The organism is Acinetobacter sp. WA-87 (assembly GCF_039938935.1).
GTDB lineage: Bacteria > Pseudomonadota > Gammaproteobacteria > Pseudomonadales > Moraxellaceae > Acinetobacter > Acinetobacter seifertii.
This window is the reverse complement of the sequence record NZ_JBDUVF010000003.1, coordinates 447,675-472,785: the sequence shown is the minus strand read 5'-3', so window position 1 is coordinate 472,785 and position 25,111 is coordinate 447,675. Positions and strand designations below refer to the sequence as shown.

The following is a 25,111-nucleotide window of genomic DNA, read 5'->3' as shown; positions in this document are numbered from 1 at the left end:
GTCCTTAATCGGGCTAAATAGCGATTCTATCTAACCAAATCATCATAAACGGCAAAGATTGTACTCTAAAGAAGTTGCAGATGCATGTAAAAGCGACTCATTTTCACCAAAAGTCTGATAGAAAATACAAATTAATCTTTACAAATAGATTCAATGTATGGTCAGCATTTTTTTATGAAATGGTAGCTCGTTTAGTAACTACCTTTAATTGTAATTTCACTTGGACAATTCGAGACAACGTGATTTGAACACTGTTTATATTGGCCATTTACGGTGTAACAGACTTTAACTTCTGTAAGAACAACATCCGAACGAGATAACTGGCAATTAAAACGGATACCATTTTGAGGCATGCTTGGATTAAGCTTCGTAAACTGCTGACGTAATGTAGATTGTTGCATTTCTACATTGCTAGAACTTGTTAAATTAGCAGGTATTTTTAACCGCTCGGCAAAGTTAATAATCGTACGGAAATATTGACTCGCATTCATAGGAACACAGCCACCGACACTTTTCCAAAGCTGCACGCGAGCATTATTGTCTGGCATAACGCGAGCAACAACTTTAGCTTGTAATGGTGATAGTGCAGCAGAACTTTCTGTTGAACAGTCAGTTCGGGTAGTTTCTGGCATTAAGCCAGTAATTGTAAGTGAATATCCTTCCAGACATTTACGCTGCTTCTGTTTAGAAGGATCTAACGAACAGACAGCAGGCGTCATCTGTACATGCATGACATAACCTTGCACGTTAACAGGTTCCGCATGTAAAACAGAACTCATCAATCCAATGCTTGCACAGATCAACCACCATGCAAGTTGTGATATTGATTGAGGTCCTAAATATCTATATTTCATTTAATTAAAACTTGGTTATGCCAATTAAAAGAATGTTCCATCATTCATCATCTAAAATTAAGGTGATGACCGCATTGGAATGACTTTCATACGCTGTATTAATGACTGAGCGCCTTGACCTAATACCACTCCATAGTGTGTCGCATTCGTCATGACATGCTTAACGTAATCTCTTGTTTCAAGCAATGGAATGGTTTCCGTATACTGATCAGCCTCAATCGGTTGGTAATCTGGTTGCCAACGTCTTGCACGATTCGGACCAGCATTATAACCCGCTGTCGCTAAAACAGGGTTATTGCTTAACTGACCTTGAATCATTGATAAATAAAATGTTCCATAACGAATATTGGTATTCATTTCACTCAACGCCGCCGGATTATATGTCTCCCCCATCTGACGAGCAATCAACTTTGCTGTATCAGGCATAATTTGCATCAGGCCACCTGCCCCCACATGGGAACGTGCCGAGGTAACAAACCGACTTTCTTGACGCATTAAACCATAAGCCCAAGCTGGATCAATTCCAGCATTGTAACTATGACTTACGACATTAGTCTTATGTGGGGTGACATAACGATAGGTATCATTATGTTTATTAGTTGTACGATCCGCTGCATAAATTGCACGGTCATACCAACCCATATCATGAGCACGCTTTGCAGCAGCTAATAGTAAACCATCATCATGTTGAAGATAGGCCTGACGGACTGCCCAGTTCCATTCGCGATTTGTATAAGTCGGATTAGCGTTAATACGTCTCAGAGTAAATGCACGGTTAAAGTGAATATTTTGATCTAAACGGCGCAAATCACTTGCAGTTGGCTCATCACTATAAGGTTGATGATTATAGCGTACACCTAAACGGTCTTTTGCAAGTAAGTTGTGATAATCATCACCACTTTCAGCGAGTTTCTTATAAATACGTTGTGCCGTATTTTTAGAATTACTATCACCACGCTGTTCTGTCGCACGAGCTAACCAATATTGCCAGCGATCTTCTTGCTTCTGTGAAACCGACATACTATCAATCGCACGAATTAAACTTTCCCATGCGCTAAAGCGAATTGCTTGTCGTGCATAAATTTCAGCTTCTTCAGGGCTTAAAGGGTAGCCATAACTCGCATCAAAGTATTGAAGAACTTCTCGGTTAAAATTATTTTTCATGACCGTAGTTCCGCCAATATAAGCTACGGTTCGATATAGATATTTTTGTACATTCTCGGGAGTGCCTTGTGCTACTCGCTGCACATTTGCAAACGCATTTCCCAAGTCATTATTCGCAAGACGTCCCAATGCAAAAATCAAATAAGCATAATCAGCATCATTAGTTTTTGGGGCAGTCCACAAATAGTTAAGCGGATTTGCTTGAATCTGGTTAAGCTGAGCCAAAGAAAGATTTATTCCTAAACTTTGAGCAGTAGCAAGTGCCTGTCCAGATAGACCAGAGCGTAGCTGTACCCACAGACGTTGTTGCTTATCTTGAGTACTCATTAATGGACTAGAAATCATCATACGACCTAGCCCAACACATGATTCTGGTTGAGATTCTGTTGCCAACCAAACATCTTTATATTCAGCAAATACTAATGCATCACCACTTTTAGCTCTCACCTGCGCTAAAGCACAATTTTCGGCTGGATCAGGGTTAGACACATAAGATAAAAGTGGTTGAGCAGATACAAAGTCAGCTTGTTTTACTTTTTCTTCTACGTAATCTGCTGCAAGCTTTTCTGCCATAGCAGATTGAGGATAGCGCTGGGCAAAACTTACAATTGACGTTGGGGATTGAAAGCCTAAATTACTGTTTAGTTTCCAATATTCAGGGTAATAACCCAATACATCATTTTGCATTGCTGCCTGATATTGGTCTAACAAGGCGGTATTACCACTATTTGCGGCATTTAATGCATCATTAAATTGTTCTTCTGCTGCATAAGACAATGAACAACCAAGTAAACACACAGCTCCTAACCAGCTACGATGTGCATATTTATTTTTCATCACACGACTCTTGTTTGATGAGCTCTTTTTACCTGGTCTCATAAATGCGCTAAACCCTGACTATCCACCTTTAGGCATAGTTTAATTATTCTTCGTGCATTCTTTTGTTGTGTTATGTAACTATCTGATTCGACATCATTAAAATTTATGTCATTTGTCTCCATAAATCATGTGCAGCTTATGGCAGTTATTGTTATCTGTCCGGCACAAATACTGCTATAATGATTGGTTTGACCCGTTTTGGGTCATTTTATTATTTATCTAGATCGATCTGTTAGGAGCCTGCATGACGGTTCAAACCTTCATTCCCAATGGTGCCAAAGCTGCCTCAGAAAACACTGTTACCCAGCCAACGCACACCACTGATGTTTCAATAAAAAAACTTTATATTGAAACTCAAGGGTGTCAGATGAATGAGTATGACAGTCACCGTATGGCAGACCTTTTAGGGGATTCTCACGGCTACGTTTTAACGTCAAATCCTAATGAAGCAGACATTCTGCTCATGAATACTTGCTCTATCCGTGAAAAAGCGCAAGAGAAAGTATTCAGTGAATTAGGCCGCTGGCGCAAATTAAAAGATAAAAATCCTGACCTTGTGATTGGTGTGGGTGGTTGTGTCGCATCTCAAGAAGGTGACAATATTCAAAAACGTGCTCCTTATGTGGACATGATTTTCGGCCCTCAAACCCTCCACCGCTTACCGCAAATGCTTGATCAGCATAATGCTCAAGTAGAAAAACCCAAAAAAGATAAAATCAAACTGGTTGATATTTCTTTTCCAGATATCGAAAAATTCGACTTTTTACCTGAACCACGCGTTGAAGGCTTTAAAGCATTCGTTTCTATTATGGAAGGTTGCTCTAAATATTGTTCCTTCTGTGTAGTGCCATATACACGTGGTGAGGAAGTTTCTCGTCCTCTAGATGATGTACTCGCAGAAATTGCTGGTCTTGCTGAAAAAGGTGTCCGTGAAATTTCATTGCTGGGTCAAAATGTAAATGGCTACCGTGGTGAAACATTCGAAGGTGGCATTTGTACCTTCCCTGAATTGTTACGACTCGTTGCAGAAATTCCGGGTATTGGACGACTACGTTATACAACTTCACACCCACTTGAGTTCTCTGATGAGCTTATTCAGTGTTATGAAGATTTACCTCAAATGGTTTCACATTTACATTTGCCTGTACAAAGCGGATCTAACGATGTTTTACAGGCCATGAAGCGAAATCACACTATTGATGTGTATATCGATAAAATTGCCAAGTTACGTAAAATACGCCCTGACATGCATTTATCGAGCGACTTTATTATTGGATTCCCTGGAGAAACTGATGAAAATTTCGCAGAAACACTTCAGTTTATCAAAGACTTAGATTTCGACCACTCATACAGCTTCGTTTACTCAAAACGTCCTGGTACACCAGCATCAGACTTACCAGATACAACACCTGAACACGTTAAAAAAGAGCGTTTAGCCCAAGTTCAAAAAGTGATTAAACAGTCTAGTATTGAAAAAACTGACGCAATGCTTGGCAAAATTGAACGTGTTCTCGTTGAAAAAGTATCTGATCAAGACCCTAATATTTTATTAGGTACCGCAGACAATACTCGTCTAGTCACTTTTGTAGGTGATGCTTCATGGGTGGGTCGCTTTGCAGAGATCGAGATTACTGAAATTAAAACTTTAAATTTAGTTTACGGCGAGCTCTTGAATCTTGAGCCTGACGTGGCGTAATGTAGAGGTATTCTAAAGTCTACTGAAAGGTTTTCTCTTGACTGCAGCGATTCGACGTACCGTAACATTTCCTGAAGTTTCAATGGAACGTTTAAAGAGCATCTTGGGTGCCTATAATGGGCACCTTAAGCAAATTGAACAGCGTTTAGATGTCAAAATTACTCATCGTGGAGATGTTTTTCACATAGATGGTGAGATAGATGCTGTTGGGAGAGCCGAAGCACTATTGCAGCGACTCTATGAAGAGTCTGAGGTATCCCAGCAAATCAGTGCTGACTTGTTGCATCTACTCATTCAATCTTCTCAAACCGAGCGTAATTTCGAGCTGGTTGGTGAAGAGATGGATGAGCATGATGCACCAATGGATGTCTATTTCCAGACTCGAAAAGGCCGTATTAATCCGCGTGGTGCCAACCAAAAACGTTATGTACAACGTATTTTACAAAGCGATATTTCTTTTGGTGTAGGCCCTGCTGGTACAGGTAAAACTTATTTAGCAGTTGCCGCAGCCGTAGATATGCTCGAACGCAACGAAATCCAGCGGATTTTACTTGTACGTCCTGCGGTAGAAGCAGGAGAAAAGCTCGGTTTCTTACCTGGTGATCTTACTCAGAAAATTGACCCATACCTACGCCCTCTTTACGATGCTCTTTACGAAATGCTCGGCTTTGAAAAAGTTGCCAAACTAATCGAGCGTCAAGTGATTGAGGTTGCTCCTCTTGCTTATATGCGTGGTCGTACTCTTAATCATTCATTTGTAATTTTGGATGAAGCCCAAAACACAACACCTGAACAAATGAAAATGTTCTTGACCCGTTTAGGTTTTGGCTCTCGCGCAGTGATTACAGGTGATATTACCCAAGTAGATTTACCTCGAGGCCAACAATCTGGTTTGGCACACGCTCTTCGTGTACTTGAGAATATTAAAGAAATTCATATTACCCGTTTCCATTCTCGTGACGTTGTACGTCATCAACTTGTTCAAAAAATTGTTGAAGCGTATGAAGGTTGGGATGGTGAACAACAGCGTCTTAATGCTGAAGCACGTGCTGAACGTAAAGCACGCCAAGAGGCATTAGTTGCTGAAAACGATACAGCAGCAGACTTGCAACATCAGGATGCCTAGGGTCTGTTGAATATTCAAAATTGGATTGCGTTGTCGGCTAAAATTGAGCAGGCAAGGCATGAAATGATGGGAAGGGTAAACCCCTTTCCAAGTTTCATAACGTAGTCTGAGATAATTTTAGCCACAACCCTTCGGGACAACAGCGTTTTTTGTTGCTACATCGTTGTGAACTATTCATTTAGAATACCTAAATTTCATAGTCCACGCCTTGTATCATCTAAAAATACTCGATGTCGCAACCATCTGTGAATGTTTAACAGCCCCCTAAGGATTCACTTTGAAAATCAGTTTAAGTTTACAACAAGACTTTCAATCACCTGAGTTAGAGCTCAAACGAGCTCAACTCAAAAAAATTATTGAGACCACTTTACACCACGTTGGCTACAAAGAAGATTGTGAAATTGGTATTGCCTGTGTTGATTTGGAAGAAAGCCATCAACTTAACTTGCAATATCGCGAGAAAGATAAACCCACTAATGTTCTCTCATTTCCAAGCGATATTCCTGAAGAAGTCCTACCTATGCTTGATGCATTACCGTTGGGCGATTTAGTGATTTGTATTCCAGTGGTATTACAAGAAGCTTTGGAACAAAAGAAAACTGCACAAAATCATTTTGCACATCTTTTAGTACATGGTGTTCTGCATTTACTTGGTTATGACCATGAAACAAGCGATGAAGATGCCGAAGAAATGGAAGGCTTAGAAATTGAAATTTTAGCTAAACTCAATATTGCTAATCCTTATCAGGAATCATAAATTTCACTTTTAAACGATTCATAACAGAATCAGTTTTCTAATTTATTTTTAAAATGTGGATATCCTACAAGTTATCCACATTTTTCATTAATGTACCTCAAATTCAGCTTCAGCTGGATCAAAACGCCAAGTACGAATAATACGTAGCTCAGAAATATCTTTCATATTGCTATCAAAACGACCAAATGGCGCACCACGACGTACAGAAGCTTTTGCAGCTTCATCTAAAACTGAATGTCCTGAACTTTCAAGTAAACGAATTGCACGAATGCCCCCTTGAGCATTCAAAATCACCATAAGGCGAACTTCACCTTTTAATTGTTGTTGTTTAGCTTCTTCTGGATAATAACGATTACCGTAAAGCTCCACCTTTTCACGGAACTTATCTAAATAAGCTGCTGAAGCATCTTTCTTGGCTTGAATACCATCGACTGTTTTTATTTTTTGTTGACGACTGAAATCTTGCTGACGTTGTAAATATTGAGCTTCTAGGCTCGCGACCATTGCAGCTTTAGCTTGAAACTGGCTTTCTAATTGCTCAAGTGCTTTCTTTCTTTGACTCTCCTCAGCTTGTTTCTGCCAGCTCAACACAGTCATGAGTACTTTTTCTTCAAACTTAAGTTCTCTTTGTTGCTGTACTTTTTCTAAAGTTTCTAACTGGGCTTCTCCCGTTGAAGCATCAGTAGTCATAGGTGTCGGAGAATTACTAGACATCCGATGAGCCTCTCGAAAAGTTCCTGAACCTTGTTGGTCTGCTTGCGCTAAAAAATCTGCATGCTTAACAGCATCCTCAGTAGGACGAATAGATATAGCGATTTCTTTCGTGGATTGCTCTGACGGCGCAGGCATAGCAAAATGAATCAGCAGCACAAGAGTATGTAGCAAGATTGCGAGTATTATTGCAACAATAAAGACTCGGTCTTGCCACCAATAAAGAAAAGGCTCTATAGGAAGACTTCTTTTTTTCAACATAATCTTAAAAGCATATAAATGCCTTTTCCCCACGGTACTGATACCGAACAAAATACAAACTGATATTCAAATATGGATAAAAGTGTGATTCACTTCAAATATGAGTTTTTATCCATTTTCATTTTGTGAAAATGTATCAATTAAATTTGTTACACTGCAATATCAAAACGTGTTTTTAACATAATAAAGAGTGTGTTGTTTCTTTAATAATTCATCTTCTGGAAGTTCTTTTATGCAAACGCTATTTTCCTCACTAGTCAAACGTCTTCATAAAGTCTACCGCAAAGCTGAAGCCTTCATTGAGGAAGAAAGAGATTTTACATTGTCGCAAACTTTTCTAAACGCGACATTAGAACGCTATGTTACCAATAATGTCGAATTTCTAGATGATTTGCATACAGACCTTTATCATGATTGGTTAAGGCTTTATGCCACAATGCATGTCAAAGGTTTAGAGACGACTTTATCTGTCGACTTAAAACTGATTCAGATGGAATTTAATAAAGAACAGCAACTAATCGTTTTTGAACAGATTAGTAATACACAAATAGTAGAAGCTAAATATAAAAATTTCTGGCAAAAAATTGCTGTAAAAGCTGCTATTTTTTACTATCACAAAATTCTAAAAAAAGATCCTTTGGGCATGATTTTGGAACGTTTTAACGTAGCCCAAGAAAAAGATGATCTTATCTTCCTAGACCTGAACCGTTGGTTCGGTAAGAAAGCCAGTATTATTGAAACATTAGGCAAAGTTCATATTAACTATGCGCGGGTTCGTGAAGCAGAATTGGTCGTCTTTGGTAATGTGAACCTTGCAGCTTTACTTTTCAAAGATCAAGATGACGATTTTGAAGATGAACTAGAAGACTCTGAGATTACGCCAATACAGCAAAAAGATGCATAACAACTGTATGAGCTAAAGAAATTTGCTGCTAAAAAACACAAAGAGATTACATATTTAGCATAAATCCTGATTTTTTCTCCATGATCAACAGGCATAATATGCAAAAGTCATAGATGCATCAGCACTGACCTTTCAGTCTGTACAAGGATATTTACTTATGGCAACAAAATTTCTGAAATCATTCAGCATCGCAACTGGTATTTCGACAACTTTGCTTATTGCAAGTTTCTCTAGCCATGCACTTGCCATGAGCCCATTTCAGGCAAATTATCAGTTTACCTATAATAATAAAGGCATGGGTTCAGCAACACGCGCACTTAGTCAACAAGGAAATAACTGGACTTATCTATTCACTGCAAAAGCAGGTGGAATCGCTTCTGCGAGTGAAACCAGTAAATTTAGTTTTGCTAATGGTAAAATCGGTTCACAAAGCTTTAGCCGTACCAGCAAAATTTTAATTCATAACAACACTATGAATATTAATTTTAACCCTGGTAATAAGACAATTAGCACTAAGAAAGATGATAAAGCACGCTCATTTGCTTGGCAGCCAGGCGTACTTGACGAGCTAAATGCTGAATTACAAGTCCGTGAAGATTTAAAAAATGGTTCACTTAAATCTTCTTACCCTCTTGCAGATGCAAAAGAAGTCGAAAACCGCCGTTTTGTAAAACAAGGCAACGAAAAAGTTAAAACTTCTTACGGCACCTTTGATACGGTAAAAGTAGTTTTAGAACATGGCAGACCAGATCGCAGTACAATTTTCTGGTTAGCACCTAAATTAGACTACTTACCAGTTAAGGTAAGCCATATTGATGGCAAAACATCTTATGGTTTGTTATTAACAAGTTATAGCGGTAAAACGAATTAAAGCTTGCATTTTTTCGGATGCTTTTTAAAATACGCATTTGCTTTAAAAGCATCCGTCTAGAGGATTCTCCCGTGCACGCACTAGAACAGAAAATCTTAACAGAAGGTATCGTTCTATCTGATCAAGTGTTGAAAGTCGACGCTTTCTTAAATCACCAAATTGACCCTGTCCTCATGCAGCAGATTGGTAAAGAATTTGCCGCTCGCTTCAAAGATGCAGGGATTACCAAGATTATTACCATTGAAGCTTCAGGTATTGCGCCAGCAATCATGGCAGGTTTAGAGCTTGGTGTACCTGTGATTTTTGCTCGCAAATATCAATCGCTCACTTTAAAAGACGATTTATATCGCGCCAAAGTATTTAGTTTTACTAAACAAACTGAAAGTACCATTGCTATTTCAAACAAGCACATCAACTCAAGCGATAAAGCTTTAGTCATTGATGACTTTTTAGCAAATGGTCAAGCTGCACTTGGTTTAATTGACTTAATTCATCAAGCAAATGCAGAAGTTGTAGGTGTCGGTATTGTGATTGAAAAATCATTCCAACCTGGCCGTGATTTATTGCTTGAAAAAGGTTACCGCCTTGAATCATTAGCGCGAGTTAAATCACTTACTGATGGCACAGTAACTTTTGTTAAAGAATAAAATTGTTTTAATAAAAAAGAGCGGATTTCCGCTCTTTTTTATTACTATAAAAATTAAGAATGAAGTTTTTTTACGATTTCACCTAAACGCTTACCTTGCGCTTCACATAAAACCTTTTCATCTTGACTTAAACCTTGGTCATGACGTGGACCACTCACATGGCTAGCACCATAAGGCGTTCCGCCTGTTTTCGTATTTGATAAGGCGGGAATAGAATTTGGTAAACCTAAAATCATCATGCCATGATGAAATAACGGCGGTAACATTGTTAATAAAGTACTTTCTTGCCCACCGTGCATTGAACCAGAAGAAGTAAAAACGCAAGCAGGTTTATTATGTAATGCACCATTGAGCCAGAGACTTGTCGTTTGGTCCCAGAAATATTTCATTTCACTCGCCATATTACCAAAGCGAGTTGGAGACCCTAGTGCCAAGCCAGCACAATTAGCTAAATCCTCTAAAGTACAATAAATATCGCCTTCTTCAGGAATGCTCGGTTCAGCCTCTGTTACAACTGTTGCAATATTAGGTACTGTTCTTATTTTTACAGCAACCCCAGCAGACTCAACACCATTTGCAATAAGATGCGCCATTTCTTTAGTAGAACCATATTTACTGTAATAAAGCACAAGAATGTAAGGTTGCATCGCTTTCATGAATTTTGTTAAAAAGAACACTATACGGTATTTTTTATTTTTTTGGCGAAGCCAATTCTATGAAATTTTAGAGGTGATTGATTTTTAAGGGCAACAGTAACAAATATCGGTAAAAGCTTTTTACGATGTTTTGTTACGATGATACATACGGAACTTTCAGAATACTTTTTATTCTTTAAGTTAAAGTTTACCCATATCAACGATAGTGTTCTCAACCGAAGACACTGGTGAATATCAATCACCCACATCATGATTAAAAAAATCGGGATAGATGACGCATGTTAGAACGTTTTTTGAAGAGACTTCCTTTTTATAACAAGACCTGGTTTCAATTTATTTTATTCGTGATTAAGCGTTTTGAAGCTGATCGCTGCCGAGAACAAGCTGGCGCTCTCACTTATACAACTCTTTTTGCTGTTGTGCCGATGCTAACAGTATTTTTAGTTATTATTTCTTCAATTAAAGCGTTAGAACCTGCTAGACAACAGTTACAGCACTTAATCTATAGTAACTTTTTACCTAAAAGTACTATTGCATTTGATAAGGCACTCAATGCATTTACCGAAAAATCCAGTAATTTAACTGTAATTGGTGTGCTGTTCCTATTTGTCACGACAGTTTTAATGCTGACAACAATTGAAACTGCCTTCAATCGGATATGGAGAGTGAAAGAAACTCGTAGTGGCATTGTAGGTTTTATGCGCTACTGGACCATTATTTCGCTTGGCCCTATTATCTTAGGTAGTGCTTTCGTTATTTCATCAACCGTTGCATCAATGAACTTATTAAGTAATAACTTTACAGGTTATCAACTTGATGGCGCCTTTCTACTTTGGCTCATTTCTTTTGTTCTTACTGTTTTGGGATTCTTTATTTTATATTGGACCATTCCCAACCGCACGGTCCCGTTATTTTCAGCAGCAATTGCCGCCTGTTTAAGTGCTGTATTATTTGAAATACTCAAAAACTTATTTGGCTTTTTAATGTCCAACTTCACCAGTTATGAAATCATATACGGTGCATTTGCGGCAGTACCTATTTTCCTACTATGGGTTTTCTTATCTTGGAATATTGTTTTGCTTGGGGTCGAGGTGAGTTTTGCCCTTACCGCTTTCCATTCAGGTAAAGAGCAAAAAAGACATCCAGTACTCATGCTACTCGATATTTTAGAACTCTTTTATAAAAAGCAGAAACTTGGTGAAAGTGTAAGTGATAAAGAAGCATTGGGTATTTTAGGCCGCGGTGAGGTTGGCCGTTGGCCCGCTTATGTCGTCTTACTTGAAGAGCAAAATTTAGTTAAACGCACAGATAAAGATGAATATGTTTTAGTTCGCAATTTATCTCAAGTCGACTTCTGGAGCTTCTTCACTGCATTGCCTTATCCACTTCCCCTACGTCTAGATGTACTCAATGTGCATGACGATGACGAATGGATGGAAAGAATTGGCCCTGCACTAGTTGAATCAAACGACTATTTAGCTGCAAAGCTCTCTATTCCACTTTCAACGATTTTTGAAGAGAAATAATATACATGAACAACAGGGTTTAGCCTTTGTTTGGTTGGCCCTGTTTTAAGCTCATAATAATGATTCCTGATAAAACCAAAATACTTCCAGCTACAAATTTGATTTCTAATTTTTCATCTAAGAACAACACACTAAAAAGCACACCAAATAATGGCGTCAGAAAGGAAAATACGCCTAAACGTGAGGCTAAATAATTTCTTAATAGCCAAAACCAAAGTAATAAACTTGCAAAAGATACAATCAATGTTTGAAAGCTCAGACTTAAAAATGTCAATTTCGTAAGATGAATTGTGGTTTGATCTGTCGCAAAAGCGATTAAGATTAATAAAATGAAACAACCCGTGAGTTGATAAAACAAGGTTTGCGTTGCTGGGGCTTGAGCCAAAGAAGATAAGCGAACAATAATAGTGCTTAATGCCCAAGCCATTCCCGCCATAAGTGCATATAAATCACCCAATAAAACTTGCACTAATGCTGCGCCATTTAGAGTTGTAGCTGTCGGATAAAATGTAATAATAATTCCCATAAAAGCCAAAGTAATGCCTGCCCACTGCGCTCGGTTCAAGCGCTCAGTAGGAAATTTCCAATGAAGTCCCAATGCGACAAAAATTGGAGCGGTATAGAGTAAAACTACAGTATGGGAAGTTGAGGTGAGTTTTAAGGCTTGAGTTACGAAATAGAACTCTAATGAAAAAAATAAAGCAACAAGCGCACCAGCTTTACATTGTTGATAAGAAAATAGATGGATAGAACTATCACGCCACAATAAAGGCAATACTAAAAGTGCAGATAATCCAGAACGTAAAGCAATTTGCATAATCGGCGTAATATCTGCAGCCGCTATTTTTAGAACCACTTGTTGAAGTCCTAAAATCATGCATAAAAGCACCATTAAAGCCGAAGCTCTGGTATCCAGATTTTTGCGCTCGTCCATTTAATACCTTTATTTATAGCGAAAAATCAGACTATAGAACTGTCGTATTTGCATGATATAGTGAAAAACAGACAAGCTATTTGCATTTTCAGGCAATTTTCATAGATGAAAAAATCAGCTCAACGTGTGCAAGATTTTCTAGAAATTCCCGCTCACAACTCAATTCCTGATTTACTCTGGTTTCGTGTGCGAAATGCGCCAGCAGAAACGGTTTATCCTCAACATGCACATGCATGGGGTGAATTTATTTATGCTTTTAGTGGTGTACTTGAAGTTAATATTGATCAAATCAACTATTTAACGCCGCCACCTTACGGGATTTGGCTACCACCTTATACCAAACATAGCGGAATTAATCGCAATGAAGTAACCCATGCAACCTTATATATTCATGAAAGTCTGTGCCAAAAGTTACCGCAGAAAGTAGGAATATTATTAACTTCACCGCTTGTACCTGCGTTGTTAGACCACTTAAGGCAATATCATCAGGATGAAACTCAAGTTGAATATTTACGTCTACTTCAGGTTCTATTAGATCAACTCATAGAAGCTGAATTGGTCGGTAGTTATTTACCAACAACACATCATCCAGCCTTAGCAAAAGTTTTAAATGATTTACACCATAACCCTGCCGATAACAGTACTTTGCAAGAACTCGCTGAACGTATAAATATGACTGAAAGGACTTTGGCTCGTTACAGTCAAAAAGAGTTAGGCATGTCTTTACATGAATGGAGACAAAGATTAAAAGTTATGAAAGCAATGACTATGCTTAATCAAGGAAAAACAATTGAAAGCATCGCTTTTGATTTAGGTTATGCCAGTGCATCAGCATTTATTTATATGTTTAAACGCTGGATGGGATTTACCCCAGACCAGTTCCGAAAACTCTATCAATAACTTAATGTCGAGTGCAATAAAAAACCCTATTATCAGTTCAATAATAGGGTTCAAAACTTAATGAGCTAAATCAAATTATGCTTTAACAAAAGTTTCCCAAACAAAATCTTGAGTAGCACCTTTCAAAGTCATTTTTAACTGATCGCCAGCATTCAATGGCCCTACACCTGCTGGCGTACCTGTCATAATGACATCGCCCGGTTCAAGTGAAAACACCTGATTTATATCAACCAATAAGTAAGCAATGTTAAACATAAGCAAGGCTGTATTACCATCTTGACGTAATTCATCATTTATATGGAAAGTAAACTTAGTATCTTCCCAATTGGTAATTTCACTTACATCTACCCAGTCCGCAAGTACACATGAACCATCAAATGCTTTTGCTCTTTCCCAAGGCTGGCCTTTATCCTTCAATTCATTTTGCATATCACGCAAAGTTAAATCTAACCCTAAAGTTACCGCCCCAATAGCTTGCAATACTTTTTGCGGATCAGTTTCGCCTTTTAGTGGCTTATCAATACGTAAAACAAATTCGCATTCGAAATGGCAACTACCCCAAGATGGATTCCACGAAATACCTTCATCTAAACCAATCAAACTACTTGGCGGTTTGATAAACAATACTGGTCGTCCCGGCATTGCATTGTTCAGCTCTTTTACATGATCGGCATAACTTCTGCCCACGCAAACGATTTTTGAAGGACGTGTATTCATGAGGCTTCCTTTATATTGTTGCGACTAATAATTCCAATAACTTATTTCTTAAATGTATTTTCAAATACGGTTTGATCTGAAGCTTGAGCAAAAGCACGTTTAGGTACAATAATGACCGTCTTATTTTTTAGCTCAAGCATATAAGTCAATTTACCTATGGCAAAAGTTTGTACGTCACCATACTGTACAACTTGTTTACGACCCGCAGCATAAAGTTCAAAATAATCCTGATATAAATCGATTCCCTGCTCACTCTTACCAAACTGATAACGTACAAACTGACGTTTAAACATCATTGGTAAAAGCCAATAGCGCATTAAACCTTGCATAATTAGGAAAAAAACACCTAAGGCAACATAGTAACGACCAACACCTGAGAAACCTAAATAAAGCCCCCAAATAATGATTGCAACACTAATAACAGGGGTTAAAAAACGGCTGAATTGCTTCTTTCCGAACGTCACCAAGCCAAACCCGTCTTGAGACTCTTCTAAATTTAAATAATAACGTAAAGATAAAGCGCTTTTTTGCTCGGTCATCACAATGTGTCAATATTGAATAAATCGAAACTATTAGAGCATATTCATCTACGCTTTAAAATGAATCAAAAGTGATTTTTTATTTTTGCTCAACTTATAAGACTTTCAGTTGTGCAAGCTGCTTACTCGTTTCATATATAGAACATAGATTCATATTTATAAGGCTTATTTCCTATTCTTAAATTTATAGAATGCTTCTATTGTCTCTTTTAGTGGAATTCGTCATGTCTTTCTTTGCAAAACTATTTGGCTTAAATCAAAAATCGGCAACTCAAGAAGATGTGGCTGTTAAAGCCACTCAAGAACTAAAGCCTTCAAATGCAGTTTCTTTCTTAGAACTCATTAAGAACCGCCGCTCTATTTATGCAATTGGAAATAACTTAAGCCAAACCAACGACGAAATTGAAAAATTAATTCAAGAAGCAATCAGACATAGTCCTTCTGCATTTAACTCTCAATCATCTCGCGCTGTTATTTTATTTGGAGAGTCACATCACAAGTTTTGGAATATGGTTCTAGAAATTTTAAAAAGTATTATCCCAGCTGAAGCTGTATCTGGAACAGAACAAAAAATTCAAAGTTTTGCCGCTGGTGCAGGCACAGTTTTGTTTTATGAAGATCAGAACGTGGTTAAAGGCTTACAAGAACAGTTTGAAGCTTATGCTTATAATTTTTCAATCTGGTCTGAGCACTCAACAGCAATTGCTCAATTTGCAGTTTGGAATGTATTAGCTGAAAAAAGTATTGGCGCTTCATTGCAACACTACAACCCAATTATTGATGAGAAAATTAATACTGCTTTCAATATCCCAGCTGAATGGAAGCTAAGAGCTCAGTTAGTTTTTGGTTCTATTGAAGGAAATGCTGGAGAAAAAGCCTTTATTGATGATTCAAGCCGCTTTAAAACATTTGGCTAATCAATATTTTGTACTATCGTTTAGAGCTGGTTGCCATGAGCACCAGCTTTTTTAATAAAACTATAAAAAATAGGCACAAAAAAACCGCTATAAATAGCGGTTAATTCTTCAAGTGGTGCGCTCAGAGAGATTCGAACTCCCGACCCCTTAGTTCGTAGCCAAGTGCTCTATCCAGCTGAGCTATGAGCGCGTACTTGATGGAGGGCATTATACGCAGTTTTTCTATTTTAGAAAGACATTTTTCATCTTTTTGTCATCAAACGTCTAGTTCTTAGCCATTAGAAAACACAAAGGTATGATCTCGCTCAGGAATGTAGTCTGCTTAGCTATGAAATCGGTTTGAAATATTTTTTTTCAATTAAAGTTCTTTACGACTACACCTCAATTTGGGCATTTTGGCCAAATGAGTAAAAATAAAAGTATAGTTTTTTAGTCAGGATTATATAAATAAAATATTTCTACCTAACCATAAATATTTTTATTAGCTAGTTTATTTAGCTTTAATATTTATAAAAAATAATCAAAAAAAGAGGAAAAAATACATTGATCTTTAAACCATATATTATAAAAAAAATTATTATTTTTATGTCTAAATCAAAGTGAATATCTAATTGTCAAAACATTATAAGTATCAAATTATTTGAGTAGAAATATGCATTGACACTTTTTGAGATGTACCCAATACTAATTTTTAATTATTGAGAAGCATATCTCAATAATTGCCTAACGTAATAAATAAATACTTACTTAAAAATACATAAATATACAGGAAATAGACCATTATGTTCTTATTAAAAAATCTAGTAACTTCGATATCAAAAGTTACCCAAGACTTGGGTAATATTATATCGGTAACCCCAATTGTAAATACAGGTTCCTCTGTTAACGTTAACGTTTCTGATATAAATATTGCTACAGGAAATGTTTCAACATCAGGCTTACTTTCTAATGTTGTTTCAACTGTAACCAATACCGTTTCTCACACAACAGGCTTAGTTTCTGGTGTAGTCGGTACCGTAACAGGTGCTGTTGGTGGTGTAACTGGTGGCGCTACTGGCGGCAATCCAGTTGGTACAGTAACTGACATCCTTGGCGGTGTGACTGGCACTATCGGCGGCCTGACTGGTGGTTTAACTGGCGGCGTGACTGGTGGCAATCCCGTCGGTGCGGTAACTGATATCCTTGGCGGTGTAACTGGCACTATCGGCGGCCTGACTGGTGGTTTAACTGGCGGTGTCACTGGCGGCAATCCAGTCGGTGCAGTAACTGATATCCTTGGCGGTGTGACTGGCACTATCGGTGGCTTGACTGGTGGTTTAACTGGCGGTAATCCAGTCGATACAGTAACTGACATCCTTGGCGGTGTGACTGGCACTATCGGTGGTTTAACTGGTGGTTTAACTGGCGGTGTCACTGGCGGCAATCCAATCGGTGCAGTAACTGACATCCTTGGCGGTGTAACTGGCACTATCGGCGGTCTGACTGGTGGTTTAACTGGCGGCGTGACTGGTGGCAATCCAGTCGGTGCAGTAACTGATATCCTTGGCGGTGTGACTGGCACTATCGGTGGTTTAACTGGTAGTATTATTGGTGGTGGTACATCTCCTATTTCTCCAGTTGTTGATGTAGTTCAAGGCGGCATTGATATTCTTCAAGGCGTTGAAAGCTTAAAAACTGGTATTATTAATACAGCAATTAATACTGTTGCTGACACTGTAGTTGGCGTACTCCCTCAAACGGAACATCCTGTTACCGATATTGCTCATCTTGGCACTCTAACTTTTGAAACCTCTCGCGATACAGTCAATGGCGCATTAGAAACAGTATCTAATTTAGTAGGTGGCGACATTCAAGGAGCTACTCAATCTGCAACAGGTATTCTTGGGACACTTGTTAATAACGGTTCAACTGCAACAGGCATTTTAACTGACATCCTTGGCGGTGTGACTGGTACTATCGGTGGCTTGACTGGTGGTGTTACTGGCGGCAATCCATTTGGTACTGTTACTGACATTCTTGGCGGTGTGACTGGTACTATCGGCGGCTTGACTGGTGGTGTTACTGGCGGCAACCCACTTGGTACTGTTACTGACATCCTTGGCGGTGTAACTGGCACTATCGGCGGCTTGACTGGTGGTGTTACTGGCGGCAACCCACTTGGTACTGTTACTGACATTCTTGGTGGTGTGACTGGCACTATCGGCGGCTTGACTGGTGGTGTTACTGGCGGCAACCCACTTGGTACTGTTACTGACATTCTTGGCGGTGTAACTGACACTATCGGCGGCTTGACTGGTGGTGTTACTGGCGGTAACCCACTTGGTACTGTTACTGACATCCTTGGTGGTGTGACTAGCGGTATTATTGGTGGCGGCACATCTCCTATATCTCCAGTAATTGATGTGGTCCAAAGTGGTATCGATGTTCTTCAGGGCGTGGAAACTTTAAAAACTGGTATTATTAATACAGCAATTAATACTGTTGCAGACACTGTAGTTGGTGTGCTTCCTCAAACGGAACACCCTGTTACCGATGTTGCTCATCTTGGCACTTTAACTTTTGAAACGTCTCACGATACAGTGAATGGTGCGCTTGAGGTTGTATCTGATTTAGTGGGCGGTAATATCCAAGGTGCAACTGATCATGCAACTGGTATTGTCAACACACTCATTACAAATGGTACAACTGCGACTGGTATTTTAACTGACATTCTTGGTGGTGCGACTGGCGCTATTGGTGGCGTAACTGGTGGTGTTGGTGGCGATAATCCACTCGGTGTAGTTACTGATCTTCTTGGTGGTTTAACTGGTGGCAATCCACTTGGTACAGTTACCGATATCATTGGTGGCGTAACTGGCGGTACAGCTGGCAGCAATCCTATTGGCATCGTAACAGATATCGTGGGTAGCTTAACTGGTGGTGTTACTGGCACAGGTAGCTCAGATGTGATTTCTGGGCTATTAGGCGGATTAACAGGTAACTTAGGAGGAGTAACTTCTACAGTATCAAGCGTAACAAATACGGTTCATACTTTAGTTCCTCAATCATTACTTACTGATAATTTCTTAGATAGCTCTTCACACACTCTTTAATAAAATTAAATAAAGCCACTATTTATAGTGGCTTTATTTTTGTATATATTTTTAAAGATTAATTAATATTAATTCATTTCCTGCCATTTATAATATTTCTTATGCGCTAAGCCTAACATCGGATAATCATTAGGAGTATCACCATAAGCATAAATAGTAGAATATTTGGTTAAATCATATTTATTTTTTATTCTATTTACTTTTTCTAAATAACCACAATCACCATTAATAAAATGACCAGTCAAGACACCATTATGTATCTCAAGTTGATTACAAATAACATCTAAGTTTAATGACTGACACCAACTTTCTAAATAAACCCCTAACGAAGCAGATACAACAACAACCTGATCCCCTTGCTGTTTATGCCAGAGAATACGTTCTAGTGCATTTTCACGAATACAGGTAGGAATTACTTTATTAGCAAACTCTTGTCCTATATGTCTCAGAGAATCGGCATTATAACCAACATATCCCACCTGACAGAGCTTGGTCCGTATAGTTCTATCCGTTACCCAGCCAAACTTATAGCCCGCAATATAAGGTGCAAGTCGAATACCACCAAGTATTTGAGTTTTTCTGCTCAAAGAAAATTTAAGGAACAAACTAAAAGTATCGTTATGGGTTATCGTGCCATCAAAATCAAATAAAGCCAGATTCATTTATGATTATCTCTAATATAATTAAAAAGTTATAAATTTAAATTTTTTAAAATTACTAAATAGCAGACACAAAAAAACCGCTATAAAAGCGGTTAATTCTTCAAGTTGGTGCGCTCAGAGAGATTCGAACTCCCGACCCCTTAGTTCGTAGCCAAGTGCTCTATCCAGCTGAGCTATGAGCGCGTAACTTGTGTGCCTTTCAGCGATTCGTTCTATTTTACTTGGTGCGCTCAGAGAGATTCGAACTCCCGACCCCTTAGTTCGTAGCCAAGTGCTCTATCCAGCTGAGCTATGAGCGCATTAAGTAAATGGCGGTGAGAGAGGGATTCGAACCCTCGATACCAGTAATAGGTATGCTTCCTTAGCAGGGAAGTGATTTCAGCCACTCATCCACCTCACCGGAACGAGCCGCCATAATACAAACTAAAACCCTATTGTTCAAGTCATCATAGTGAAATTTTCTTGTTTTTTAGTTCAATGAATTATTTTTTAAGCAATTTCCTTATTATTTTCATCTTTTTCGATCAAACGCTTGTTAAGATAGATATTATTTCTTCATTAAAATACAGTAGTGCATACACATTATTGCAAACCTAAACGTGCAGTTCGGGTCTGCATGACTTATGCTAAACTTATCTGCCAAGCGTGAAACCAAAAGACATGACAAAAAACTGGGCTGACCCCGAAGCGAAAGCTGAAGCTGAACGTTATGACAATCCGATTCCAAGCCGTACTCTTATTTTAGATACATTGGAGCAATTGCAGACACCACAATCCCATGCAGAACTTGTTGACCATTTTCATATTCAAGACCAGAAAAGTATCGAAGCTCTTAGTCATCGCTTAAGTGCAATGGTTCGTGATGGTCAAATCATGAAAGACGGGTTTAAGTTTCAGTTGGTGGCAGACCAACCCACTTATGAAGCGACTGTCTATATTAATAGTAAAGGTTTAGGTACCGCTCATATTGACGGGCAAAATGACCTTTTACTTCCTGAACGTGAATTACGCTTAGTCTTTAATGGTGATCGGGTTCGAGTTCGACAGACATCAGTAGACCGTAAAGGTAAACCGTGGGGTTTCATTACCGAGGTTCTACAGCACCGTGTAAAACAGTTAATTGGTAAATTGTCTATACACGACGGTGAATACTTTATTCAACCTAATAATCCAAATCAGCACCAACCGATTCCATTAGAAAAAGAATTAGTTGCACATGCCAACGCAAATGTTGGCGACATGCTTCGTATTGCTATAGATACCTACCCAACCCGTGAAGAGTTTGCAACAGCGCATATTATTCAATCTATGGCCGATAAAGCGGATACCGAAATAATTATCCCACAGACCATTCTTGAGTTTGGCTTACCTTACGAATTTCCAGATGAAGTTATAAAAGAAGCTGAAAGTTTTAAAGAACCTTCTGCACAAGACCGTGAAGGACGAGTTGATTTAAGAGATTTAGCGCTTGTCACAATCGATGGTGAAGATGCACGAGATTTCGATGACGCCGTGTATGCCGAAAAACGTCCAGGTGGGGGTTATCGCGTTGTAGTTGCAATTGCTGATGTGAGTCATTATGTACGTTTAGATTCAGCTCTTAATGAAGAAGCGGAAGAACGTGGTACTTCGGTTTACTTCCCGCATTTTGTTTTACCAATGCTACCAGAAGCATTATCAAATGGATTGTGTTCACTTAACCCGCACGTAGACCGTTTATGTATGGTCTGTGATCTAAAACTCTCTCGTACTGGTCGTGTAACGGGTTATGAGTTTTATCCATCGGTCATGCACTCAAAAGCACGTTTGACCTACACTCAGGTAGCGCAATACTTTGATGGTGCAACTGACGCAATTCCAAAAGATCGTGATATTCACAAATCACTCAATACGCTTTTCCAGCTTTATCAGATTTTGAAAAATTTACGTGCTGATCGTCATGCAATGGAATTTGAAACGATTGAAACGTATATGACTTTTGATGAGCTAGGTGGAATTAAAGAAATTTTGCCTCGCACACGTAATGAAGCACACAAACTTATTGAAGAATGCATGTTGCTTGCTAACGTGGCTGCGGCTGAATATGCATTAGAACATGATGTTCCAATGTTATATCGCGTACACGAAGCGCCTGAGTTCTCACGTATTCAGAAAGTAAAAGACTTTGTAAAACTTCTTGGCTTACCGTTCCCTGACCAACCAACTCAAGCAGATTATCAAAAAGTTATTGAGGCAACTAAAGACCGTATTGATGCACCAAGCATTCATGCCGTGTTATTACGCTCAATGATGCAAGCTTACTATGGCGCAAAAAATGCAGGTCACTATGGTTTAGCTTATGAAGCTTATACGCATTTCACCTCACCAATTCGTCGCTATCCAGACTTATTGTTACATCGCGCAATTAAAGCTCATTTAAAACAAAAGCCTTCCCCACTCTCTGGTGCAGCTTTAGACGATGCTGGTGAACATTTCTCTCAAACCGAACGCCGTGCAGATGAAGCATCTCGCAGTGTAACGACTTGGTTGAAGTGCCACTATATGCAACAGCACTTAGGTGATGAATTCATTGGTATAGTAAGTGCTGTCACTGAATTTGGCCTATTTATTACCCTTAAAGACTTATATGTCGATGGCATGATTCATATTAGCCAGCTTGGCGATGACTTCTTTATTTATGATCAAGCGAGTCAAAACCTTATTGGACAAAATCGTGGTCAGGTCTTTGGTTTAGGTGATGAAGTTAAGATTCAGGTTGCTGGTGTAAATCTAGAAGAACGTAAGATCGATTTCCAACTTATTCAGCAAGTCACCCATGCTGGACGAGTAGTTCGCAGTCGTGCTCCACGTACAACCAGAACATCAACCCAAGCAACTGAAGAAGTTTTTGGTAAACCGCCTACCGCTTCGAATGATGATGAAAAACCTGTCCGTAAAAAGAAGGAAAAAGGTAAACCAAGTTCATATACTAAAAAGTCTGGTAAAAAAACCACTACGAAAGCAGAGGCCAAGCCAGAAAAAGTAAAGAAAAAAGTAAAACCAAAAAAGAAAAAGTCGAATGCCAAGTCCAAGGCTGACTAATCCATAGGTTTTTACATTATTTATTATTAAGCTCCCCAAAATGGGGGCTTAATACTTTTAGAACGTTTATTTTTCAAATTAAGCTTGATTTCCTGCCTAACAATACCTACATCTAATACTATGTTTAAAAAATAATGTGGCTATTAGCAATGACTTTACAGCAAGCAACTCTACCTACTCCCCGCTTTGACCAAATTACATTAGATAATTTAAAACAAGACATTCAACAAGCAATTCAAGCAGGGCAAGAGTTCTTAAATACCCTTACGGCTGCACCATCCGAGACAGATCAGCAACTTGCCGTGCTTGAACAAATTGATGCACTTGAAAATAACCTTAGTGAATCATGGGGAGTGTTGTCACATTTAAATGCAGTGATGAGTAATGCTGAAACCAGAGAAGTCTATCAGTCGCTCTTACCCGCTTTAAGTGAATATTACACTCAACTAGGTCAACATACGGCGCTATATCAGACTTACCAACATATTCTTGATGGTCAGAGCTATACAACACTTAGCGCTGCGCAACAAAGTGCCATCCGCCTCGCATTACGTGATTTCAAGCTTTCTGGCGTTGCTCTAGAAGGTGAAAAGAAAAAACGCTATGCAGAAATTTCTGCACGTCTTTCGCAGCTTTCTTCTGACTTCTCCAACCACGTACTTGATGCGACACAAGCCTATTTTAAACCGCTTACAGAAGATCAGTTAAAAGGTCTTCCAGAAAGTAATATTGAATTATTAAAGCAGTATGGCAAACAGCGCGACCTTGACCAAGCAGTAGCGACTTTAGATTTTCCAGCTTATTTTGCAATCATGACCTATGCAGATGATCGCGCATTACGCGAAGAACTATATAAAGCTTATGTCACTCGTGCATCAGATCAGTCTGAACAAACTGAATTTGATAACAGCAAAATTATGGAAGAAATCTTGAGCCTCCGCCAAGAAATGGCAAAACTACTTGGTTTCAATAACTACGCTGAATATTCTCTTGCTAGCAAAATGGCTCCTGATGTCAAAACAGTTCACGACTTTTTAGCCGACTTAGCTGAGCATGCACGTACACCTGCTCTTCATGAGGTTGCTGAGCTACAAGCAATTGCCAAACAAGATGGAATTGACGAGCTCAAACCTTGGGATACGACTTACTATTCTGAAAAGCTTAAACAGCAACAGTTCAACTTATCTCAAGAAGCATTAAAACCTTACTTCCCTGCTCCGAAAGTCATTCAGGGCTTATTCCAGATTGTACAGCGCCTATACGGCATTAACATCGTTGAACGTGAAGCTCCTGTTTGGCATCCAGATGCTCGTTATTTTGAGTTAGAAGACCAAGGCCAAGTGGTTGGCGGGTTCTTCTTTGATTTATATGCACGTACTGGTAAACGCGGCGGCGCATGGATGAGCGGCTTCCGCTCACGTATGCAAACTGTTCATGGTTTACAAAAACCAATTTGCTATATGGTGTGTAATTTCACCCCACCTGTAGGTAATCAGCCAGCCTTACTAACTCATGATGAAGTTATTACCTTGTTCCACGAGTTTGGACATGGCTTACACCATATGCTAACTGAAGTAGATAATATCTCGGTTGCAGGTACTCACGGTGTTGCTTGGGATGCAGTCGAGTTACCAAGTCAGTTTATGGAATTCTGGTCATGGGATAAAGAAAGTCTTGATGTTTTAAGTGAGCACATTGAGAGCAAACAGACCTTACCTCAAGAATTACTTGATGCTTTATTAAATGCGCGTTTCTTCCAATCTGGTATGCAAACTTTACGTCAACTTGAATTTGCACTGTTTGATTTAACTATTCACACCAAGACTCCTGCGTTGAATAGCGAGCAAATTCAGCAGACATTAAATGACATACGCCAACAATATGCAGTAGTACCAACTGTTGATTACAACCGTTTCCAACATAGCTTTAGCCATATTTTTGCAGGCGGGTATGCGGCGGGTTACTACTCTTACAAGTGGGCAGAAGTTTTAGCAAGTGATGCATTTGACCGCTTTGAACATGAAGGTATTTTCAACACTCAAACAGGTAAAGAATTCCGTCAAGCAATTTTAGCTGTAGGTGGGAAAGATACTGCTCTTGAAGCATTTGTCAATTTCCGTGGTCGTGAACCAAAAATTGATGCATTGTTACGTCATCAAGGTTGGACGAACGACAACAAAACCGCTTAAACTATGGGCCTAAATTGATCGTGTGGTT

General features: G+C 38.9%; 20 protein-coding genes and 4 tRNA genes. 12 read left to right on the top strand and 12 right to left on the bottom strand.

Annotated features, from left to right (window positions below):
- Positions 1-191: 191 nt before the first annotated feature.
- Both ABFY81_RS12445 and ABFY81_RS12440 read right to left on the bottom strand, forming a co-directional pair.
- The gene (locus tag ABFY81_RS12445) at positions 192-854 is read right to left on the bottom strand and encodes a hypothetical protein (protein WP_004705438.1); all 663 of its coding nucleotides are present in this window, start codon (positions 852-854) and stop codon (positions 192-194) included.
- 57 nt (positions 855-911) lie between these two features.
- Entirely contained in the window at positions 912-2,855 is a 1,944-nt protein-coding gene (locus ABFY81_RS12440) for a transglycosylase SLT domain-containing protein (RefSeq protein ID WP_347913875.1), read from the bottom strand.
- A 286-nt stretch (positions 2,856-3,141) separates the two neighbouring features.
- On the opposite strand from ABFY81_RS12440, the gene miaB reads away from it, so the two are divergent.
- From miaB to ybeY, 3 genes are all read left to right on the top strand, one after another.
- Positions 3,142-4,593 carry a tRNA (N6-isopentenyl adenosine(37)-C2)-methylthiotransferase MiaB gene (gene miaB / locus ABFY81_RS12435; RefSeq protein WP_068935662.1) on the top strand — a complete coding sequence of 484 codons (1,452 nt, stop codon included), beginning with the start codon at positions 3,142-3,144 and terminating at the stop codon, positions 4,591-4,593.
- 37 nt (positions 4,594-4,630) lie between these two features.
- Entirely contained in the window at positions 4,631-5,719 is a 1,089-nt protein-coding gene (locus ABFY81_RS12430) for a PhoH family protein (protein ID WP_004705435.1), read from the top strand.
- 277 nt (positions 5,720-5,996) lie between these two features.
- Positions 5,997-6,476: an rRNA maturation RNase YbeY gene (ybeY, locus tag ABFY81_RS12425; RefSeq protein WP_347913874.1), complete on the top strand. Its 480-nt coding sequence runs from the start codon at positions 5,997-5,999 to the stop codon at positions 6,474-6,476.
- Between the two features lie 87 nt (positions 6,477-6,563).
- On the opposite strand, the gene ABFY81_RS12420 is transcribed toward ybeY, so the two are convergent.
- The gene (locus ABFY81_RS12420) at positions 6,564-7,448 is read right to left on the bottom strand and encodes a TonB family protein (protein ID WP_347913873.1); all 885 of its coding nucleotides are present in this window, start codon (positions 7,446-7,448) and stop codon (positions 6,564-6,566) included.
- Between the two features lie 232 nt (positions 7,449-7,680).
- Here ABFY81_RS12420 and ABFY81_RS12415 point away from each other — a divergent pair, with 232 nt between their 5' ends.
- The 3 genes from ABFY81_RS12415 to ABFY81_RS12405 all read left to right on the top strand — a co-directional run bounded on the left by ABFY81_RS12415 (position 7,681) and on the right by ABFY81_RS12405 (position 9,870).
- On the top strand, positions 7,681-8,352 hold the full coding sequence (locus ABFY81_RS12415) for a hypothetical protein (RefSeq protein ID WP_004705429.1): 672 nt from the start codon (positions 7,681-7,683) through the stop codon (positions 8,350-8,352).
- 157 nt (positions 8,353-8,509) lie between these two features.
- Positions 8,510-9,223 carry a DUF3108 domain-containing protein gene (locus ABFY81_RS12410; protein ID WP_077163571.1) on the top strand — a complete coding sequence of 238 codons (714 nt, stop codon included), beginning with the start codon at positions 8,510-8,512 and terminating at the stop codon, positions 9,221-9,223.
- Between the two features lie 71 nt (positions 9,224-9,294).
- Positions 9,295-9,870, top strand: a complete 576-nt coding sequence (locus ABFY81_RS12405; protein ID WP_347913872.1) for a xanthine phosphoribosyltransferase — start codon at positions 9,295-9,297, stop codon at positions 9,868-9,870.
- A 53-nt stretch (positions 9,871-9,923) separates the two neighbouring features.
- Here ABFY81_RS12405 and wrbA read toward each other — a convergent pair whose 3' ends face one another.
- Positions 9,924-10,517 (bottom strand): NAD(P)H:quinone oxidoreductase, encoded by a 594-nt coding sequence (gene wrbA / locus ABFY81_RS12400; RefSeq protein WP_174740740.1) that lies wholly within the window; start codon positions 10,515-10,517, stop codon positions 9,924-9,926.
- 287 nt (positions 10,518-10,804) lie between these two features.
- Here wrbA and ABFY81_RS12395 point away from each other — a divergent pair, with 287 nt between their 5' ends.
- Positions 10,805-12,052: a YihY family inner membrane protein gene (locus ABFY81_RS12395; RefSeq protein WP_004705421.1), complete on the top strand. Its 1,248-nt coding sequence runs from the start codon at positions 10,805-10,807 to the stop codon at positions 12,050-12,052.
- A 19-nt stretch (positions 12,053-12,071) separates the two neighbouring features.
- Here the strand turns inward: ABFY81_RS12395 and ABFY81_RS12390 are convergent, their stop codons facing one another.
- Complete coding sequence (locus ABFY81_RS12390) at positions 12,072-12,986, bottom strand: DMT family transporter (protein ID WP_019456551.1); 915 nt, start codon at positions 12,984-12,986, stop codon at positions 12,072-12,074.
- Between the two features lie 105 nt (positions 12,987-13,091).
- On the opposite strand from ABFY81_RS12390, the gene ABFY81_RS12385 reads away from it, so the two are divergent.
- Positions 13,092-13,886, top strand: a complete 795-nt coding sequence (locus ABFY81_RS12385; protein WP_347913871.1) for a helix-turn-helix transcriptional regulator — start codon at positions 13,092-13,094, stop codon at positions 13,884-13,886.
- A gap of 75 nt (positions 13,887-13,961) precedes the next feature.
- Here ABFY81_RS12385 and ABFY81_RS12380 read toward each other — a convergent pair whose 3' ends face one another.
- The gene (locus ABFY81_RS12380) at positions 13,962-14,603 is read right to left on the bottom strand and encodes a fumarylacetoacetate hydrolase family protein (protein ID WP_049064626.1); all 642 of its coding nucleotides are present in this window, start codon (positions 14,601-14,603) and stop codon (positions 13,962-13,964) included.
- A gap of 41 nt (positions 14,604-14,644) precedes the next feature.
- Positions 14,645-15,142 carry a YcxB family protein gene (locus ABFY81_RS12375; protein WP_004705413.1) on the bottom strand — a complete coding sequence of 166 codons (498 nt, stop codon included), beginning with the start codon at positions 15,140-15,142 and terminating at the stop codon, positions 14,645-14,647.
- A gap of 224 nt (positions 15,143-15,366) precedes the next feature.
- Between ABFY81_RS12375 and ABFY81_RS12370 the strand changes: the two genes are divergently transcribed.
- On the top strand, positions 15,367-16,059 hold the full coding sequence (locus tag ABFY81_RS12370; protein WP_347913870.1) for a nitroreductase family protein: 693 nt from the start codon (positions 15,367-15,369) through the stop codon (positions 16,057-16,059).
- Between the two features lie 113 nt (positions 16,060-16,172).
- Here ABFY81_RS12370 and ABFY81_RS12365 read toward each other — a convergent pair.
- A tRNA-Arg gene (locus tag ABFY81_RS12365) sits at positions 16,173-16,249 on the bottom strand.
- A 592-nt stretch (positions 16,250-16,841) separates the two neighbouring features.
- Here ABFY81_RS12365 and ABFY81_RS12360 point away from each other — a divergent pair.
- Positions 16,842-19,151, top strand: a complete 2,310-nt coding sequence (locus ABFY81_RS12360; RefSeq protein WP_347913869.1) for a hypothetical protein — start codon at positions 16,842-16,844, stop codon at positions 19,149-19,151.
- 68 nt (positions 19,152-19,219) lie between these two features.
- On the opposite strand, the gene ABFY81_RS12355 is transcribed toward ABFY81_RS12360, so the two are convergent.
- The 4 genes from ABFY81_RS12355 to ABFY81_RS12340 form a co-directional block, all read right to left on the bottom strand.
- Entirely contained in the window at positions 19,220-19,813 is a 594-nt protein-coding gene (locus ABFY81_RS12355; protein WP_347913868.1) for an HAD-IB family hydrolase, read from the bottom strand.
- 106 nt (positions 19,814-19,919) lie between these two features.
- Positions 19,920-19,996: transfer RNA gene (locus tag ABFY81_RS12350), tRNA-Arg, on the bottom strand.
- A gap of 39 nt (positions 19,997-20,035) precedes the next feature.
- Positions 20,036-20,112 (bottom strand) — tRNA-Arg (locus ABFY81_RS12345).
- 10 nt (positions 20,113-20,122) lie between these two features.
- Positions 20,123-20,213 (bottom strand) — tRNA-Ser (locus ABFY81_RS12340).
- A gap of 260 nt (positions 20,214-20,473) precedes the next feature.
- Between ABFY81_RS12340 and rnr the strand changes: the two genes are divergently transcribed.
- Together rnr and ABFY81_RS12330 are read left to right on the top strand one after the other, a co-directional pair.
- Positions 20,474-22,894: a ribonuclease R gene (gene rnr, locus ABFY81_RS12335; RefSeq protein ID WP_347913867.1), complete on the top strand. Its 2,421-nt coding sequence runs from the start codon at positions 20,474-20,476 to the stop codon at positions 22,892-22,894.
- Between the two features lie 134 nt (positions 22,895-23,028).
- The gene (locus ABFY81_RS12330; protein ID WP_347913866.1) at positions 23,029-25,083 is read left to right on the top strand and encodes a M3 family metallopeptidase; all 2,055 of its coding nucleotides are present in this window, start codon (positions 23,029-23,031) and stop codon (positions 25,081-25,083) included.
- The last annotated feature ends 28 nt before the right edge of the window (positions 25,084-25,111 follow it).